Source organism: Kitasatospora sp. NPDC087861, from assembly GCF_044742585.1.
Classification (GTDB): Bacteria; Actinomycetota; Actinomycetes; order Streptomycetales; family Streptomycetaceae; genus Kitasatospora.
Genome location: NZ_JBIUUS010000008.1, coordinates 1 through 16,414, shown reverse-complemented (window position 1 = coordinate 16,414; position 16,414 = coordinate 1). Strand labels below are relative to the sequence as shown.

The following is a 16,414-nucleotide window of genomic DNA, read 5'->3' as shown; positions in this document are numbered from 1 at the left end:
CTGGTTGCCTGGACAGGTTTTCGGCCATCCCGGCTCCGGAGGGCTGTGCGACCCGTCACTGCCGTCCGAGCAGGCATTGAGGGTTTGTCATGTCATATGACGGCAAATCTGGCCCTGTGGATCACTGACGTGGCCCGACCATGGGTCTTGCGGGTCACGGCCGTCGGTTGATTGGCTGACCTTCCGATCGCCAGGAGGGGGACAGATGTGGCCACGGACGGGAAAGTGTCCGAGTCGGATTACCTGAAGTCGCTGATCATCAGCACCGTGCAAGAGCTCTGGGAAGACAAGGAAGCCCTGGCCAAGTTCCTGAACGTCGTCCGCCGGAGCAGGGGGTTCGGCAACCTGGCCGATACCCTGGAGCAGTCTCCGGTCCGACCCGCGACCATCGATGAGCGCATGGACGAAATATGCGGTGCACCCAAGCACCCGATGGCGTCCACTATTCAGCAGGAGCTGTCCTGCACGGTGTGGCAGGTATCCGAGGTTCAGCAAGAGGCCCGCGGGCAAGCCGTGAAACCGCGCACCTGGGACAGGGAAACGGAAAGGGCCGTACTGCTGACACCCCGAGAGATCGAAGTGTTCTTCCTGCTCGGCGTGGGATCCTCGAACCGGACGATCGCGACGAAGTTGGGGATCACCGAGCGGACCGTCAAGGCGCATGTCGCCCGGATCATGAGCAAGATCGGCGTGGAGTCCCGGCTCCAGGCCGGGCTGGCCGCGTACGCCTACCAGAAGGCCTCACCGGGTGCGACGGCTTCCGATGCGCATCAGGTGAGGAGCATGGCCGAATTCGGGGAGCGCGCAGAAAACACCATGGACCCCGTTCCCGTGGGCGCCCTCCGCTCCAGGTGATCGTGGCGCCGGCGCTCGGCCGGTGATCCCCGAGCCCGGGACCGGCAACGCCTCACGGCCGAAAGCGCAGGGGTCGCCGCAGGACGGGCTACTGCACCGGTCCGCCCGGGCATGAAGACATTCCGACCCACCCCTGACCGCAGCAAGTTCACCGAAAACTCCCCGCACTCCTTCTACCATTCGGAAGTCGACCGGGGAACTGCACCTTCGTACACGCCACCTATTCACCTGTACGAAGGTGCAGCTTTCGCCGCTGGCGGATTCTGCATAGAAATGGGTCCGATAGAATCCGCTCCCGATGGGCGGCATCTCTACACGTGGCTGCCGGTCGACAGCGCCGCGCGAATCGATTTCGACGGCGCGACCGGATCACACAACGACGAAAATCGTGAAGTCTGCTATGCGCAAGCGGAGGATACATGGCTGAGATTACTCCGGAACTGGTCGCTGCCGCGTACGAGGCGGTGACGTGCGGCGACCGGGAAAAGACCGCACTGTACTGGTCCGAGGACCTGCGTTTCTTCGCACCGGGCAGCCACGCCGGATCCGGCTGGCGAGTGGGGCTTGACGACTTCCTGTCCTACGTGCAGGACATGCTCAAGGCGTCCGGCGGTTCATGGACCATGCAGCCCGTCACGTTGCTCATCAACAACGAGGACGGCTACTCGGTCGACGCCAACAAGATCCACGCCGTGCGCGAGGGCGCTCCGGAGGGCAGCACCTCCCCGTTCGACGTGCTCGACATCTCCGGCGTGCAGATGCTCAAGTGGGAGAACGGCAAGGTGGTCGAGGGGTACGGCGGCATCTTCGGCGACGGCGGGACGAACTACACCCAGTGGTGGTCGCCGGTCGACGGCAACGGAGAGCGTCGCTACTGATCCGCGAGGAAGCCCGCGACCGTCTCCGCCAGCTCCGGCGCGGTGATCGCGGTCGTGTGGTTCCCGGGCACCACCGCGTGCGTTCCGTCGGGCAGGGCCCTGGCCAGGGCGTCCGCGGAGCCGTCACGATCGTCGTCGGCACCCACCACCACGAGCGCCGGCACCCTGATCCCGGTCAGAGTGCCGGCGCTGGTGTCGACGACCGAGTCCAGGACGTGCAGCAGCGCCCGGGGATCGCCTCCGGTCGAGATCAGCCACTGCTCGGCCTTCCATTCGGCCGAGCCGGGTTCGAACGTGCCGAGATGGCCGAAGACGTGCCGCAGGTACCGGGCCACCGTGCCGCCGTGACCGGTGACCTCGCGCAGCCCCTGCCCGGCGATGACCGCCCGGCCCGGCACCGCTCCCCGCACCAGCATCCGGACGACGGCGCGGGCGCCCAGGGAGTAGCCGCCGAGGTCGTAGTCGGTGAGTTCCAGGTGCTCGATCAACGCGAAGGCGTCGTCGGTCAGCACGTCAGGTGGGTAGTGCGCGGCGTCGCGGGGTGCGGCGCTGTCGCCGTGGGCCCGCAGGTCCGGCATGATCAGCCGGTGACCACGTTCGGCGAGGGCTGCGGAGAACCCGGACCGCACCCAGTTCTGGGTCCCGGACGAGAAGAAGCCGTGCAGCAGCACGAAGGGCCGCCCGGTGCCCGACTCCCGGTACGCGAGCCTGGTTCCGTCCCGGCCGGGGAAGTGACGCACCGGAAGATCGGCCATGTCGTCGACGGTACCCCAAAGGTCCGCCACCGCCCGAGCCCGGGCAGCGGCGGACCTCGCCGTATCGCCCGGTACCCCGGATCGGCCGTCGGGCCGCCCGGACCGGTGCGCACGGGAGGGGTCAGTAGACACCCTCGATGACCTGCTCGCCGGCGAAGGTGTCGACCGGAGCCGGGGAGGACACCGAATCGCCGATCTGTCCGGTCCGTCCCGGCACTCGGATCACCGTGTCGCGTTCGAGGTTGTTGGGCAGGAACATGCCCTTGCTGACGTGGTTCATCACGATCTGCCCGCGTTCGCCGTACCCCACCGGTTGGCCCGTACCGGGGTTGACGACCCGGAAGGTCACCACGGGGCTCCGCGGGTCGTACACGATGTCCTCGTCCGGGCTGAGCCCCGGGCGCTCGGTCGCGCTCTCCAGGATCATCAGACTGCCGTACCGGCTGATCATGCGAACGTTCGGGAAGTGCTCGTGGCGCAGGACGAACCGCTCGTCGACGGTCATGTGGGCGCCGCCCCAGAAGATCAGTTCCACCTTGGCGTTGATGAGCTCGACCAGCCGCGGCCGGCGCGCGCACGCGCGCAGCACCGGCGGGGTGACCACCAGGAGCCCGACCCGCTGGGTGGCCAGGATGTGCTCCGCCTGGTCGAGGATGTGCTCGACGTACGCCTCGGCCTGGTCCGCCTGCTTGCTCGCGATGACCTTCTTGACCCACCGAGGATCCATGTCGATGCAGAACTTGATCGTGTTCTGGCGTTCGGCGATGTAGTCGTACATGCAGCCGATCTTGTGCGGTCCAGTCGGTGTGAGCACCAGAATGTTGGACGGCTCCCGGTCCGCGAACTGGGGCCCCTTCAGCATCCGGTCCACGGAGTCGGCGATCCAGTCCGGCATGAAGATCGCCCGCTTCGGCGCGCCGGTCGTCCCGCCGCTCTCGAAGACCCGTGGGGCGGGCGGGTTGGGGCCGTAGCCGCGCGGTATCAGGTCCTCGACCGGCACGCTGCGCAGCTCGTCCACCACGTTCGGGAAGCGCTGCAGGTCGTCGTAGGTCCGCACCTCCGTCAGCGGATCGAAGTCCAGCTGCCCCATGCGCCGCAGCCAGAACGGGGACCCGGTCTCCGCACCGAAGTGCCAGCGGACCGCGGTCCGCAGGTATGCGTCGGGGTCGGTCGGATCGGTTGACGGGTCCAGCACGTTCCAGCGCTGGTCCTCGACGGTCGTGGTCATCGGTGGTCTCCGTTCAAGACGTCGTCGGTGTGCTCGCCCAGTTGCGGGCCCGGCCAGCGGATCCGCCCCGGTGTCTCGGAGAGCCGGAATGCCACGTTCGGCATGCAGACGCTGTCGAGTTCGCTGTCGGGTACGGTCACCGTGGCCTGCCTCGCCCGGAAGTGCGGGTCCTGCAGTACGTCGTCCACCTCGTAGATCGGCGCGACCGCGGCCCCGGCCTCCTCGAACGCGACGATCACCTCGTCCCGGCGGAAGCCGCCGATCCATTGTCCGAGTGCGTCGTCCAGCACCTCACGGCGTGACACCCGGCCACGACCGGAGGCGAACCACGGCTCGTCGGCCAGCTCGGGCCGGCCCACCAGGCGGACCACCCGCTCGGCCACCGACTGGGCGGGCGCCGACACGGCCACCCACCGCCCGTCGGCGCACCGGTAGACGTTGCGGGGCGCGTTGTTGTCCGAGCCGCTTCCGACCCGCCGGGGTTTGACCCCGAGCTTGTCGTAGGCGGTCACCTGGGCGCCCATCGCAGCGATCATCGCCTCGGTGATCGAGACGTCGGCCACCTGCCCCCGGCCGATCCGCTGCCGGGCGTGCAGGGCGATCAAGGTCGCGCAGGCGGCCTGCAGACCGGCCATCACGTCCGCCAGCGGGAACGCCGGGAGCAGCGGCGGACCGTCGCGGTCTCCGGACATCGCCGCGAGACCGCTCATCGCCTCCGCGAGGGTGCCGAATCCGGGCCTGCTCGCGTACGGGCCGTCCTGGCCGAACCCGGTCACTCGCGTCACGACCAGGTCCGGATTGGCCTTCTGCAGCACTTCGGGGGAGAACCCCCACCGCTCCAGCGTGCCGGGCCGGAAGTTCTCGATCAGGACATCGGCACCCGCCACCAACTCGATGAAGCGGTCGTGGTTCTGTGGGTCCTTCAGATCCAGGACGACGCTCTTCTTGTTGCGGTTCACGACCTTCCACAGCAGCGGAACGTCGTCGCACTGGTAGCCGTACCTGCGGAGCGGATCTCCGGTGGGGTGCTCGATCTTGATCACGTCGGCACCGAAATCACCCAGCATCGCCGCCGCGAACGGAGCCGCCAGCAAAGTCCCGATGTCGATGACCTTCACATCGGCGAGGGGCGCCGGAGCACCGTCCGGCACCAACTCTTGCTCCGGCATTGAACCATCCTCCGGCATCGGCAGAATACTGGACACTGCCCACTTCTATCGATCGTCCGACGCCGGTGTGAAGTGGACCTTGGTACACCGGTGGTTCTGCACGAAGGTTCACTTCACCTCCCACAGCGATACCGGTTACATGGGGAACCTCGGCATACTGACTGCCGAACTTCAGCCGGTCCGAGTGGCGGGGGGAAATAAATACCATGTCCTTCAGCACACGTCATCTCGACCGTGCACGTGCCGAATCGTTCGGCGCCACGGCCGAGGACTACGATCGTTACCGCCCCGAGTACCCGGTCGACCTGGTGGACGACCTCGTGCACCTGCGCGCGACGGACGTCCTCGACGTCGGGTGCGGCACCGGGAAGGCGTCCGCGGCACTGGCCGCGCGGGGGCTGTCCGTATCCGGGATCGAGCCTGACGACCGCATGGCCCACGTCGCGCGGCGCCGGGGCCTGCCCGTCGAGACCACGACGTTCGAGGCCTGGCATCCGGGCGGGCGGCGGTTCGACCTGATCATCAGCGCGGACGCCTGGCACTGGGTGAACCCGGCGCAGGGTGCCCGGAAGGCCGCGCAGATCCTGGCGCCCGGCGGGCACATCGCCCGTTTCTGGAGCTTCCACGTACTGGACGACCCGATACTCGAGGAACTCGACGGGGTCTACCGGAAGCACGCCCCCGGAGTCCAGGTGGGCGGCGCCCGGCAGAAGAGCACGGCCGGTGTCCGGGATCCGCTGGCGGACGGCGAGGACTTCGTCGCGGTGGCCCAGCGGGACTACCGGTGGAGCCTCGCCCTGAACGCGGACGAATGGATCGGGCTGATCAGTACGTTCAGCGACCATCACCGCATGGCGCCCACGGACCGGTCCGCCCTGTTCGACAGGGTGCGCGAGGTGATCGAGAGCCGCGGCGGAACCGTCCGCACCACCTCGGGCACATTCCTTCAGTTGGCTCGACGCGTGTGAGTTCGGCAGACGAGGAGACAGCGTGTTAGCGATCGAGACCACCTCCGGACCTGTCCGCGGATTCCTCGATCGCGGCGTCCCGAATTGGCGCGGAATACCGTACGGGCGGATTCCGGGCCGATTCCGCCCCGCCCTCCCGGCCACGGCCGGGGACCCCGTCGACGCCGATCGGTGGGGCCCGGTGAGCTGGCAGGTGCCCATGTCCCCGACGCCGCAGCGCTGGAGTCCGCTGTACCCGGACGCCGTGCAGCACGAGGACTGCCTCAACCTCAACATCTGGTCCGCGCGGCCGGAACGCCCCGATCCCCAGCCGGTGCTGGTCTGGTTCCACCCCGGCCGGCACATGGTCGGCGGAACGATGCGGACCGTCGACCCGTGGGCCTACGCGGCCCGGCACGACCTGGTCATCGTGACGGCCAACTACCGCCTGGGGCCGTGGGGTTGGCTGTCACTGGCCGACCTCGACCCGGAATTCGCCGACAGCACCAACCTCGCGGTGCGCGACCAGCTGCTGATCCTGCGCTGGGTTCGGGACAACATCGCCGCCTTCGGGGGGGACCCCGGCAACGTGACGATCTTCGGGCTGTCGACCGGCGGAACCGACGTGGCGACCCTGCTGGGCGTCCCCTCGGCCGTGGGGTTGTTCCACAAGGCCGCCATCTACAGCGGCAACGCCGAACTCGCGCAGTCGCGGGAGGAAGCGGCCGGGCTCGCGGAGCGTTTCCTGAGCGCCGCGGGCAGTCTCGCGAACGACGCCGGCGCCCTTGCCGAGCTGTCGAACGTGGCGCTGCGGTACGCGCATTCGCAGACCCTGCGCGCCGGACAGGTCCGGTACCACGCGGTGGTCGACGGTGACCTGATCCCGCGGCCGCCGCTTCCGGCGGTGGCGGATCGCGCGGAACCGATTCCCGTGCTGGTCTCGGTCACCTCGGAGGAAGCGGGAATCCTGGAGATCGTCGAGGAGGGGGCGGCCGTCGACGCGAAGTACTCCCGGCTGATCGGCGGCCCCGACGGCACGACCCGCGGGGAGAAGGTCAGCCGGCTGTCCGACGAGCTCTACGTCCGTCCGGCCGAGCGACTGCTGTCCGCGCTGAACACGCCGGACCCGGGTGCGGCCGGCAGCGAGCCCTGCTGGGCCCAGGTGTTCGACTACCACCCGACCACCTCGCATCTGGCCGGGTACCCCGGGATCGCCCGCCGCGCCGTGCACGCCGCCGACACCGCGGCGCTGTTCTGCGACACGGACGGACCGGAGGGCACCGCGACCGACCGCGCGGTCGGGGCCCAGGAGCAGAGCGGGCTCGTGCGCCTGGCGCGCGACGGTGATCCGGGCTGGCCGGCGTACACCTCGCAGGCACCCCTCGCCCGCTGGATCGGACCGCGTTCCACGGACCGCGCCGACCTGCGGCCGTTGCCCCTGACCGAGAGTGCGGAGGTTGCGCGATGAGCTCGAGCACCCGGCGGATCGCGTTGGCGGGCGCGCTGAACGTCCGTGACCTGGGCGGACTGACCACCACGACGAACGGCGTCACCCGGTTCGGCCGGCTGATCCGGTCGGGCGGCCTCCAGGACCTCACCCCGGCGGACGTCGAACACCTCACGCGGACGCTGGGCGTCCGCGAGGTCATCGACCTGCGCAGCACCGCTGAGGTACAGCGCGAGGCACCCGGGCCGCTGGCCCGGGTGCCCGGTGTCACGATCCACAACCTGTCGCTGCTCGCCGAGTCTCCCCCGGGCTCGGCCCAGGGCTCGGACCGGGTGGACACCGAGCGGGCGATGCCCTGGAACCGGGCGGGCGCGGACGGTCGGTCCAAGCCCGCGGGCTCGACCGGGCACTACCTCCGCTACTGCGCCGAACGGCCGGACTCCGTGGTGACGGCGCTGCGCGTCATCGCGCACAGCACGGGAGCGACCGTGGTGCACTGCGCGATGGGCAAGGACCGGACCGGGGTGGTGTGCGCGCTGGCCCTCGACGCGATCGGGGTGAGCAGGGAGGCCGTCGTCGCGGACTACGTGCGCTCCGGCGAGCAGATGGCCGAGATCGTGGAGCGGCTGCGCGACAACCCCCTGTACGCCGCCGACATCAGCTCCCGGCCGTTCACGAGCCTGCTGCCGCGCCCCGCCTACCTGCAGGATCTGCTCGACACGTTCGACGACCGGTTCGGCGGCGTCCGCGCGTGGCTCAACTCCCACGGCTGGACGGAGGACGATCAGCGGGCACTGGCCGGCCGCCTGCTCGACTGAGCGACGGGTGACCTGCGCGATGGGCCTGACCTCCACCTCGGTGGCGGTCAGGCCCATCATCGGTCGGTCAGCGGCCGGCCGGGCGTGGCAGTCCCAAGCGGGCACGCAGCGTGGTACCGGAGCCCTGGGGAAACTTCTGCCGCACCGCGCGGGCCGTCTCCAGGACCGTCTCGAACCCGGCGTCGGCGGACGGGACCAGGACGAATCCGTCCGCAGGTCCGGCTTCCGCCTCGCGCAGCAGCTCGTCCACGGGGGTGTCGGCCTTCCGCTCCAGGAGCAGCCGCACGTCCTCCCGGCGCCGCCCGGCCGCACCGCACGCGTCGTTCAACGCACGCGCCACATCCGCCGCGGCATCGGAGACCTCCAGCGGCACGATCGCCAGGTCGCCGAACGCGGCGGCGGAGGCGGCGTCCTCGGCGCAGGACACGCGCCGGACCAGCACCGGGTGTCCCTGCGGCGGGCGGGCGATGTTCAGCGGGCCGGCCACGGTGAAGTACTCGCCGCGGTGGTCCAGGCTGCGCAGCCGCTCGGGCAGGAAGTACACGCCCGATGCGCGGTCCCGGAGGAAGGCGTCGTCCTGGAAGCTGTCCCAGAGCCCGGCCATCACCTGGGCGAACTCGTCCGCGCGGGCCCGCTGCGACGGGAGCGGGGCGGGAGCGTCGGTGTGGTGGTTCGCGGCGTCCGCCGCCACCGCGGGCGGGGCGATCGCCCATCCCGCCCGGCCGCCAGCGAACTGGTCGATCGTCGCGAGCAGCCGGGCGACGTGGTACGGCGCCGAGTACTCGGTCGCGATCGTGGGCACCAGGCCGATCCCCTCGGTCGCCACCGCCAGTGCCGCGGCGAGCGTGCCCGCCTCGAAACCGTCCGGGCCGTCCGGGCCGACCGAGCGCCGGTCCGGCAGGATCAGGGCGTCGATGCCGCCGTCCTGCGCGGCGCGTGCCCGGTCGCGCGCCTGCGCGAATCCGCCGTCCCCGTTGGGGCCGGCGGGCAGCGGGGTGAACAGCGCGATCGTCATTTCACACCTACCCGTGACGCGGTGGTCAGACCGAGATTGTCCCGCAGGGTGCCGTCGGTGTAGGCCGTGCGCACCAGGCCGCGCCGGCGCAGCTCGGGCACGACGTGGTCGACGAAGTCGTCCAACGATCCCGGCAGGTAGGGGAAGTCGACGATGAACCCGTCGGCCGCTCCCTGGGTGAACAGGGACTCCATGTGGTCCGCGAGCTGTTCGGGGGTGCCGGCGACGATGTCGCCGGCCGTGCGCAGGGAGAGTTGACGCAGCGTCAGGTTCTCCCGCCGGGCCAGCTCGATCCAGCGCTGCGCGGTGCTGTGCGAGTGGTTGGACACCGGCAGGTCGGGCACCGGTCCGTCCAGCGGATAGCCGGTCAGGTCCACGTCGCCGAGCTGGTCCTGGAGCGCCCGCAGCGCGACGATGTCGGGCATCAGCTCCTGCAGCTCCCGCAACCGGTCCCGGGCGGCGGCCTCCGTGTCGGCGACGATCGGCTGCAGACCGACCCAGATCTGGATCGACTCGGGATCACGGCCGTACGCGGCCGCGCGGTTCTTGAGGTCGGCGTAGAACTCCTGGGCGTCCGCCAGCCTGGTGTGCCGGGTGAACAGCACCTCGCCGTGCCGGGCGGCGAAGTCCCGCCCGACCGGGGACGCGCCGGCCTGGAAGATCACCGGTCGGCCCTGTGGCGGGGACGGCACGTCGAGCGGGCCGCGCACGCTGAAGAACCGCCCCGTGTGGTCCACCGGTTCGCGACCGTTGGACCAGAGCCGGTTCGTCACCGAGATGAACTCGTCCGCCCGGACGTAGCGCAGATCGTGCTCCATGTGTTCGTCGAAGCCGAAGTTGCGCGATTCCCAGGGCGCGGCCGAGGTCACCACGTTCCATCCGGCCCGGCCACCGCTGAGGTGGTCGAGGGAGGCGAACTTGCGGGCGATGTCGTAGGGCTCGTTGTACGTCGTGGTCGCGGTCGCGGCGAGACCGATGTGGTCGGTGACCGCCGCGAACGCGGACAGCAGCGAGAGCGGCTCGAAGTGCTCGTTGCGCGCGGTCCTGCTCAGATGCTCCACGTCGGTGCCCCACAACGCCACGACGTCGGGGACGAAGAGGCAGTCGAACACCGCGCGTTCGAGCGTGCGCGCGTTGCGGCGGTGGAATTCGAAGTCGAGCTGGGCGTCAGGTCGGGTCAGCGGATGCCGCCAGGCGGCGATGTGCCCTCCTGGACCGTCGATGATCGCTCCCAGCCGCAGCACTCTGGGCTGCCGTGCCATGTCGCCTCCCGCAGGTGTTCTCCGGCCGGTCACTCGGACAGTGCCGCCGGCAGTGGGTTGCTCGCCGATTCCGAGCCGATGCGCTCGCCGGGGGTGAACCGCACCGGCATCCGCAGGTAGCCGTGGATCTGGCCCACGGTGGGGTACTTCTCGGCCTCGCCCGTGATGATCTGGTAGTCCGGCATGCGCGCCAGGACCTCGCCGATCACGACCTCGAAGTCCATGCGGGCGATGTGGCGTCCGATGCACCGGTGGATGCCGACGCCGAACGCCGCCTGCCGGCCGGCGTCCCGGTCCAGGTCGATGACCTCCGGCTGCGGGAACACCTTGGCGTCCAGGTTGGCCGCGGCCCACGACAGCAGCACGCGCTCGCCCTTGCGAATCGGGCAGCCGTCCACCGTGGTGTCCGCCATCGCGGTGCGTCCGGCGCCCATGACCGGGGTGAAGTACCGCAGGAACTCGTCGCACACCTCGGGGATCCGCTCGGGCGAGTCGACGAGCGTCTTCCGGGCGTCCCGGTTGCGGTCGAGGTAGTCGAGGGTTGAGGCGAGCAGGGCGGTCGTGGTGTCGACCCCGCCGGGGATGACGGCGTTGCAGACTCCGACGACGTCCTCGTCGGAGAGCTTCTCCCCCCCGATCTCGACCTGGGTCAGGAAGCTGATGAAGTCGTCGCCCGGGTGGGCGCGGCGCTTCGGAACCAGGGCGCGCACCTCTTCGATCAGCCGCGCGAAGTCGGCCTCCACGCGGTCGAACTCCGGGGTTCCCGGGTGGGTGTAGACCAGCGCGTGCAGGACGTCGGCGTAGACCCGCCAGTCGTCCATCGGCAGTCCCACGAGTTCGAGGGTGATCAGCGCGGGCACCGGGTTCGACAGGTCGAGCACCAGGTCGATCTCGCCGCTCTCGATGAACTTGTCGACGCACCAGGTGGCGTACTGCTGGATGCGCGGGCGCAGCCGTCGAGCGGCCGGCGGGGAGAAGAAGGTGTTGAGCGCCTTGCGCCATTCCGTGTATTCGGGCGGGTCGATTTCGAGCGGCAGACCGCGGAACGACGACGCCGGAACGACGGTCCCCTGCGGCCGGCCCGGCACATTGGGAAGTTCGTGCGCGGATGAGAACAGTTCGGGCTGGTGCGCGACCCGGGACACCTGCTCGAATCCGGAGACTAGCCAGAAGCCGCCGTGCTTCCGGCTGTAGGACACCGGGCAATGGGTGTTCATCGCGATGTTCGCGGCCCAGGGGTCGGCGGCGTACTCCGCCGAGTGATGATCGAAATCTGTTTCAGTCCGCTCTTCGGACATCGCCCCATCCTTCCACCCGGCACGCCGGAATACTCATTCGGTTCTATCGGATCCGCACAGGCGGGGTGAATCATACCTTTGTACATATATGTGCGCGTGTACGAAGGTCCACTTATGGTCGCTCCCCGGGGCCATTAAATTCTACCGAGACCTCAGACGTATCCGAATCTCGCAAGGAAGTGACGCCATGACGGTCGGACCATCCGGCGCGAACAGCGACGTCGCGAATTTCTACAACGGCAGTGGAAAAGTTCGCGTAGCAGGAAAGATACGAGACCGCTGGGGCGGTAACCTGCACAACGGGTACTGGCACGACGATGACGACGACGCGCCCCCGGAGGTGGCGACGGACCGGCTCACCGATCTGATGATCGAGCGCCTGGCCCCGCAGCCCGGACAGCGCGTGCTCGACATCGGCTGTGGCATCGGCAAGCCGGCGACCCGGCTGCTCCGGACCCACCCGGTGGACGTGGTCGGGATCACGATCAGTGAGTCCCAGGTGGCGCAGGCCCGGGCCGGCGTATCCGAGGCGGGTCTCGCGGACCGTGCGACGTTCGAGTACGCGGACGCGCAGCGGATGCCGTTCCCGGATGACTCGTTCGACGCCGCGTGGGCGCTGGAATCGCTGTTCCACGTCCCGGACCGGGACCGGGCGCTGGCCGAGACGGCGCGGGTGCTGCGGCCGAAGAGCCGGTTCGTGATCGCGGACTTCGTGCTGCGGACGCCGATCAGCGAGGAGGGCCTGCAGGCCGTCCAGCGGATCTGCGAGACCTTCGGCGTGCACACGGTCGGCCCCCTGGACGACTACCTCGCCCAGCTGTCCTCGCACGGCTTCACCGGCTTCGACGTCCTGGACATCAGCGACAACGTGGCGCGCACGGGGAACCTCCTCGCCGACGCCTGGGAGGACGTGCGGGAACAGCTGGTGGAGGACGGGAACTCGGACAAGGTCGACGCCCTGATCACGGCGACCCGCGACTTCTCCAACACTCCGGAGTTCGGTTACGTCCTCGTCTGCGCGACGCTGGGCTGACCCGTCCGGTCGGTTCATTCGATCGTCCGGCTCCGCTGCATCGCGCCGAAGGCGCCGTAGGGGTAGCCGGCCGGCCGCGGGTCGCTCGCCTCGGTGAGGCGAGCGACCTCGTCGTCCGCCAGGGTGATCCACCGGGCCTGGAGGTTGTCCGCGAGCTGCTGCGCGTTCCGCGCGCCCAGGACGGCCCCGCTGACGCCCGGTCGGGCCGTCACCCACGCCAGCGCCACGGCGCCCGGGGTGACGTTCCGCGCGACGGCGATCTCGTCGAGGATCTTCAGGATCTCCCACGTGCGGTCGCTCGCGGCGTGCGAGCGGTACAGGGCGTTGACGTAGGCGGCGTGCATCTTCCCGCGCTCGCGCTGGTCGGCGAACCTCGCCGGGCCGTCCGGCGCGGCGTGCGGTGCGTACTTGCCGCTGAGCAGGCCCCCGGACAGCGGCGACCACGCGAGCAGCCCCAGGCCGTTGGCCCGGCCCGCCGGGACGATCTCCCATTCGACCTCCCGGCACAGCAGGCTGTACTGCGCCTGGAACGTGACCGGCCTGGCCAGCCCCATGGAGTCGGCCAGGCCGACGGCCCTCTGCAGCTGCCAGCCGGTGTAGTTGGAGATGCCGACGTAGCGGATCTTTCCGGCGCGCACCGCGTCGTCGAGGAACCGCAGGGTCTCCTCCTGCGGCGTCAGGGGGTCCCAGGTGTGCGCCTGGTAGAGCGTCACGCAGTCGACGCCGAGGTTGCGCAGGGACGCCTCCAGCGCGCGGGTCAGGTTGTGCCGCGTGTTGCCCCACTGGTTCCGGCCCGCCGTGGTCGTGAAGCCGCCGCCCTTCGTCGACAGCAGCATCCGCTCGCGCACCTCCGCCGTCTGGGTGCGCAGCCACCGGCCGACGAGCACCTCGGCCTGGCCGTCGGCGTACGCGTCCGCCGTGTCGATCAGCAGGCCACCGGCGTCGGCGAAGACGTCCAGCATCCGGATCGCCTCGGACTCGTCGGTACTGCCCCCGAAGGTCGCGGTGCCGAGCGCGTAGATCGAGGTGGCGAGTCCGCTCGCGCCGAGGGGGACATACTTCATGGGTTCGTCCTCACTGACCTGCCGGGCCGGCGGACCGGCGGTATGCCGCCCATCGCGCGCTCGCGTCGCGGAGCTCGCCGGTCATGCGGTTCGGATGGTGGACCGCGACGTACTGCCAGTACCTGGCCAGCACGCCCGCGAAGGCGTCGAGCACGCCGGGCTCCGCGGACCGCCAGGCGGGGACCCGGGCGGCCCACTGTTCCGCTGTGCGCGGCGAGTTGCCGGCGTAGACGAGCCACACGACCCAGCAGGCCGGGTCGATCCACGCCGCGCCCCGGATGGCGGTGGCCCAGTCGACCAGGCGGGCCTGCCCGGACGGCGTGACGAGCACGTTCGTGTGGTGCCAGTCGGTGTGCAGCAGGGTGTCCCCGTGCAGCATCCGGGCCGACGCCGGGTCGTCCAGGTACGGCGCCCAACGCTGCTCGGCCCGGGGAACCGGGGCGTCCTGGCCGGCGACCGCGCCGAGTTCCGCCATCACGTCGACCACCAGCGGCAGGTCGCGGGATCCGGCGTGGTAATCGGCGCGGCGGCCCTCCAGGTACTCGAAGCCGAGCACGTCCCAGCCGTCCGTCTCGATGCGCCACAGCAGTTGCGGCCCGAGCGGAACGACGAACGGGTTGACCGCCACTTCGCAGCCCTGGGCGAGCGCCGCCGGGTGGTCCGTGCGCAGCCCTTTGACGAACACGCGGTCCCGGCCGCTCCACACGGTGGCCGCGACGTGGCTGCTGTAGCCGTCCCGTGCCGGCTGAACCCGCTCGACGGGTCCGACGTTCGACTCGATCGCGGCGACGACGGCCGCGGGCAGGTCCTCCCAACTGCCTCTCAGGGAGACGGCGCTGGGTGACAGGTCGGCGAGATCGCCGGCTACGGGCTCCACGGTCATCCTGTTATTCCGAGTCCAACGAAATGGCCAGCGCCGGGCAGGTGTAAGCCGCCTGGTGCACGTCTTCCGAGTCCTCCTCGGATGCCGCGCCCTCCAGGACGATGGCGATTCCGTCCTCGTCCTGGTCGAACCAATCGGGCGCGGCCAGGACACACTGGCCGGAACCGATACATTTTTCCCTGTCCAGATTGATGCGCACGAAGCCTCTCCCCGCGTCGACGGTCACCACTTCACCGGAAGTTCATTCACCCCGTAGATGGCCAGATCGAGTTTGTACGAGATCTGGTCCACCGGGATCGCGAGTTCGAGGGTCGGAATGCGCCGGTAGAGCGTTCCGTACACCACCTGTAGCAGAACCCGCGAGAGCTGCTGTCCGAGGCACTGGTGCACACCGAACCCGAAGGCGAGATGGTGCCGGGCGTCACGGTGCAGATCGAGTGCGTCGGGATCCCCGTCGAATGCCCGCGGATCGTGGTTCGCCGTGTCGGTCGCGACGATGATGCCCTCGCCCTTGCGGATGAGCACACCGCCGACCTCCAGGTCCTCCTTGGCCACCCGGCGCCTGCCCAGGTGCGCGACGCTGAGGTAGCGCAGCAGTTCCTCGACGGCGTTCGCGATGAACACCGGATCGCGCGATTCCCGGACGAGCTCAAGCTGGTCGGGGTGGGTCAGCAGGGCCATCGTCCCGAGCGTGGTCATGTGCGCGGTCGCGCCGTGTCCGGCGGCCATCACCAGCAGGGCGGTGGCGACGATCTCCTCGTCGGGCAGTTCGCCGGCGCGCACCAGGTGCCCGATCACGCCGTCGCTCGGATCGGTGTGGGCCTGCTGCACGAGCGAACTCAGCAACGCGCGCATGTCCTCGACGACCCGGGCGTGCACCGAGTCGGGCGAACCGGGCACCGCCATGATCCTGCCGAGCGCGGCGAACCGCTCGCCCTCGCTGTGGTGCACGCCGAGGACTTCGCAGATCGCCTTGGACGACATCGGCACGGCGAGGTCGGCGAACAGGTCCGCGGTGTTCCCGGCGGCGAGCATGGCGTCGACCAGCTCGTCCATGGTCCGCTGGAAGACCGGGCGCAGGGCCTCCGCCTTCCGGTTCGAGAAGTCCGCGGTGACCATGCGCCGCAGGTACGCGTGCTCCGGGTCGTCGACGGTGGGCATGGAGCGGTTGCGGGTGTGGAACGCCTTCGCCTGCGGAGCCGCGAACGTGTATCCCGGCAGCCTCTGGTCGGAGCTGGCCCGTGCATCGGTCAGCACCTCCCGGGCCTCGGCGTACCCGGTGATCAGCCAGGGGGTGCTGCCGTCCCAGATCCGCACCCGGGATACCGGGGCGGTTTTGGCGAGTTCACGGAGTTTCACCGGCAGATCGAGCGGGCACCCGGGCGTCCGGTCCATCGGATAAAATGGATCCTCGAGCTGGGTTGACATGCCTTCAGTTTCACCCAGCCGGTGGATATGCGTAAAGTGAACCTTGGTACATCACACTTTTTCTCACACGAAGGTTTACCCGCGGATTCACGACACGCGGCACCCGAACCCGACCAGAAGCGCATTTCCCACGACTCGGACGCACATTCCGATACGGTCGTGCCGGCACCGGAAAAACACCCCGTGAAATGACCTCAGGAAACGGCGCACAGAATTAAATGGCGGCGGGGGGGGGGGCCCCCGGGGCGGGGGCGCCCCCCCCCCCCCCCCCCCACACAACCCCCCCCCCCCCCCCCCCCCCCCCCCCCCCCCCCCCGCCCCGCCCCCCGCCCCC

At 69.7% G+C, this 16,414-nt stretch carries 16 protein-coding genes; 6 read left to right on the top strand and 10 right to left on the bottom strand.

The features are described 5' to 3' along the window. Window positions 1–207: 207 nt before the first annotated feature. Both ACIOJE_RS13885 and ACIOJE_RS13880 read left to right on the top strand, forming a co-directional pair. On the top strand, window positions 208–855 hold the full coding sequence (locus ACIOJE_RS13885; protein ID WP_280680390.1) for a response regulator transcription factor: 648 nt from the start codon (window positions 208–210) through the stop codon (window positions 853–855). Between the two features lie 419 nt (window positions 856–1,274). Beyond that, window positions 1,275–1,733 carry a hypothetical protein gene (locus ACIOJE_RS13880; protein WP_400776080.1) on the top strand — a complete coding sequence of 153 codons (459 nt, stop codon included), beginning with the start codon at window positions 1,275–1,277 and terminating at the stop codon, window positions 1,731–1,733. On the opposite strand, the gene ACIOJE_RS13875 is transcribed toward ACIOJE_RS13880, so the two are convergent. The 3 genes from ACIOJE_RS13875 to ACIOJE_RS13865 all read right to left on the bottom strand — a co-directional run bounded on the left by ACIOJE_RS13875 (window position 1,727) and on the right by ACIOJE_RS13865 (window position 4,885). Beyond that, on the bottom strand, window positions 1,727–2,488 hold the full coding sequence (locus ACIOJE_RS13875) for an alpha/beta fold hydrolase (protein WP_400776077.1): 762 nt from the start codon (window positions 2,486–2,488) through the stop codon (window positions 1,727–1,729). The two genes, ACIOJE_RS13880 and ACIOJE_RS13875, sit on opposite strands and share 7 nt — an antisense overlap. Before the next feature lie 121 nt (window positions 2,489–2,609). After that, window positions 2,610–3,716 carry a phenazine antibiotic biosynthesis protein gene (locus tag ACIOJE_RS13870; RefSeq protein ID WP_280680387.1) on the bottom strand — a complete coding sequence of 369 codons (1,107 nt, stop codon included), beginning with the start codon at window positions 3,714–3,716 and terminating at the stop codon, window positions 2,610–2,612. After that, window positions 3,713–4,885, bottom strand: a complete 1,173-nt coding sequence (locus tag ACIOJE_RS13865) for a CaiB/BaiF CoA transferase family protein (protein ID WP_400776074.1) — start codon at window positions 4,883–4,885, stop codon at window positions 3,713–3,715. Before ACIOJE_RS13865 ends, ACIOJE_RS13870 begins: the two co-directional genes overlap by 4 nt. A gap of 206 nt (window positions 4,886–5,091) precedes the next feature. Here ACIOJE_RS13865 and ACIOJE_RS13860 point away from each other — a divergent pair, with 206 nt between their 5' ends. The 3 genes from ACIOJE_RS13860 to ACIOJE_RS13850 are packed head-to-tail and all read left to right on the top strand — an operon-like array spanning window position 5,092 to window position 8,097. Continuing rightward, a complete protein-coding gene (locus ACIOJE_RS13860) occupies window positions 5,092–5,853 on the top strand; it encodes a class I SAM-dependent methyltransferase (protein WP_280680385.1) in 762 nt (253 codons plus the stop codon). Between the two features lie 22 nt (window positions 5,854–5,875). Beyond that, window positions 5,876–7,300, top strand: a complete 1,425-nt coding sequence (locus ACIOJE_RS13855; protein WP_400776070.1) for a carboxylesterase family protein — start codon at window positions 5,876–5,878, stop codon at window positions 7,298–7,300. Next, window positions 7,297–8,097, top strand: coding sequence for a tyrosine-protein phosphatase (locus ACIOJE_RS13850; protein ID WP_400776068.1), 801 nt, complete (start codon window positions 7,297–7,299; stop codon window positions 8,095–8,097). The genes ACIOJE_RS13855 and ACIOJE_RS13850 overlap by 4 nt, the downstream gene beginning before the upstream one ends. Before the next feature lie 67 nt (window positions 8,098–8,164). Here ACIOJE_RS13850 and ACIOJE_RS13845 read toward each other — a convergent pair whose 3' ends face one another. From ACIOJE_RS13845 to ACIOJE_RS13835, 3 genes are read right to left on the bottom strand one after another with little or no spacing between them, the layout of a single operon-like run. Then, window positions 8,165–9,112 (bottom strand): LLM class flavin-dependent oxidoreductase, encoded by a 948-nt coding sequence (locus tag ACIOJE_RS13845; protein WP_400776065.1) that lies wholly within the window; start codon window positions 9,110–9,112, stop codon window positions 8,165–8,167. Further along, a complete protein-coding gene (locus tag ACIOJE_RS13840) occupies window positions 9,109–10,374 on the bottom strand; it encodes an LLM class flavin-dependent oxidoreductase (protein WP_400776062.1) in 1,266 nt (421 codons plus the stop codon). Before ACIOJE_RS13840 ends, ACIOJE_RS13845 begins: the two co-directional genes overlap by 4 nt. Window positions 10,375–10,403: 29 nt before the next feature. After that, window positions 10,404–11,672, bottom strand: a complete 1,269-nt coding sequence (locus ACIOJE_RS13835) for a cytochrome P450 (protein ID WP_280680380.1) — start codon at window positions 11,670–11,672, stop codon at window positions 10,404–10,406. A gap of 187 nt (window positions 11,673–11,859) precedes the next feature. On the opposite strand from ACIOJE_RS13835, the gene ACIOJE_RS13830 reads away from it, so the two are divergent. Next, window positions 11,860–12,705, top strand: coding sequence for a methyltransferase domain-containing protein (locus ACIOJE_RS13830; RefSeq protein WP_280680379.1), 846 nt, complete (start codon window positions 11,860–11,862; stop codon window positions 12,703–12,705). 14 nt (window positions 12,706–12,719) lie between these two features. Here the strand turns inward: ACIOJE_RS13830 and ACIOJE_RS13825 are convergent, their stop codons facing one another. From ACIOJE_RS13825 to ACIOJE_RS13810, 4 genes are read right to left on the bottom strand one after another with little or no spacing between them, the layout of a single operon-like run. Beyond that, complete coding sequence (locus ACIOJE_RS13825) at window positions 12,720–13,769, bottom strand: aldo/keto reductase (RefSeq protein WP_280680378.1); 1,050 nt, start codon at window positions 13,767–13,769, stop codon at window positions 12,720–12,722. Between the two features lie 10 nt (window positions 13,770–13,779). Beyond that, a complete protein-coding gene (locus tag ACIOJE_RS13820) occupies window positions 13,780–14,652 on the bottom strand; it encodes an aminoglycoside phosphotransferase (RefSeq protein ID WP_280680376.1) in 873 nt (290 codons plus the stop codon). A 4-nt stretch (window positions 14,653–14,656) separates the two neighbouring features. Next, the gene (locus tag ACIOJE_RS13815) at window positions 14,657–14,851 is read right to left on the bottom strand and encodes a ferredoxin (RefSeq protein WP_400776057.1); all 195 of its coding nucleotides are present in this window, start codon (window positions 14,849–14,851) and stop codon (window positions 14,657–14,659) included. 23 nt (window positions 14,852–14,874) lie between these two features. Then, window positions 14,875–16,080, bottom strand: a complete 1,206-nt coding sequence (locus ACIOJE_RS13810; protein WP_400776054.1) for a cytochrome P450 — start codon at window positions 16,078–16,080, stop codon at window positions 14,875–14,877. Between the last annotated feature and the right edge of the window lie 334 nt (window positions 16,081–16,414).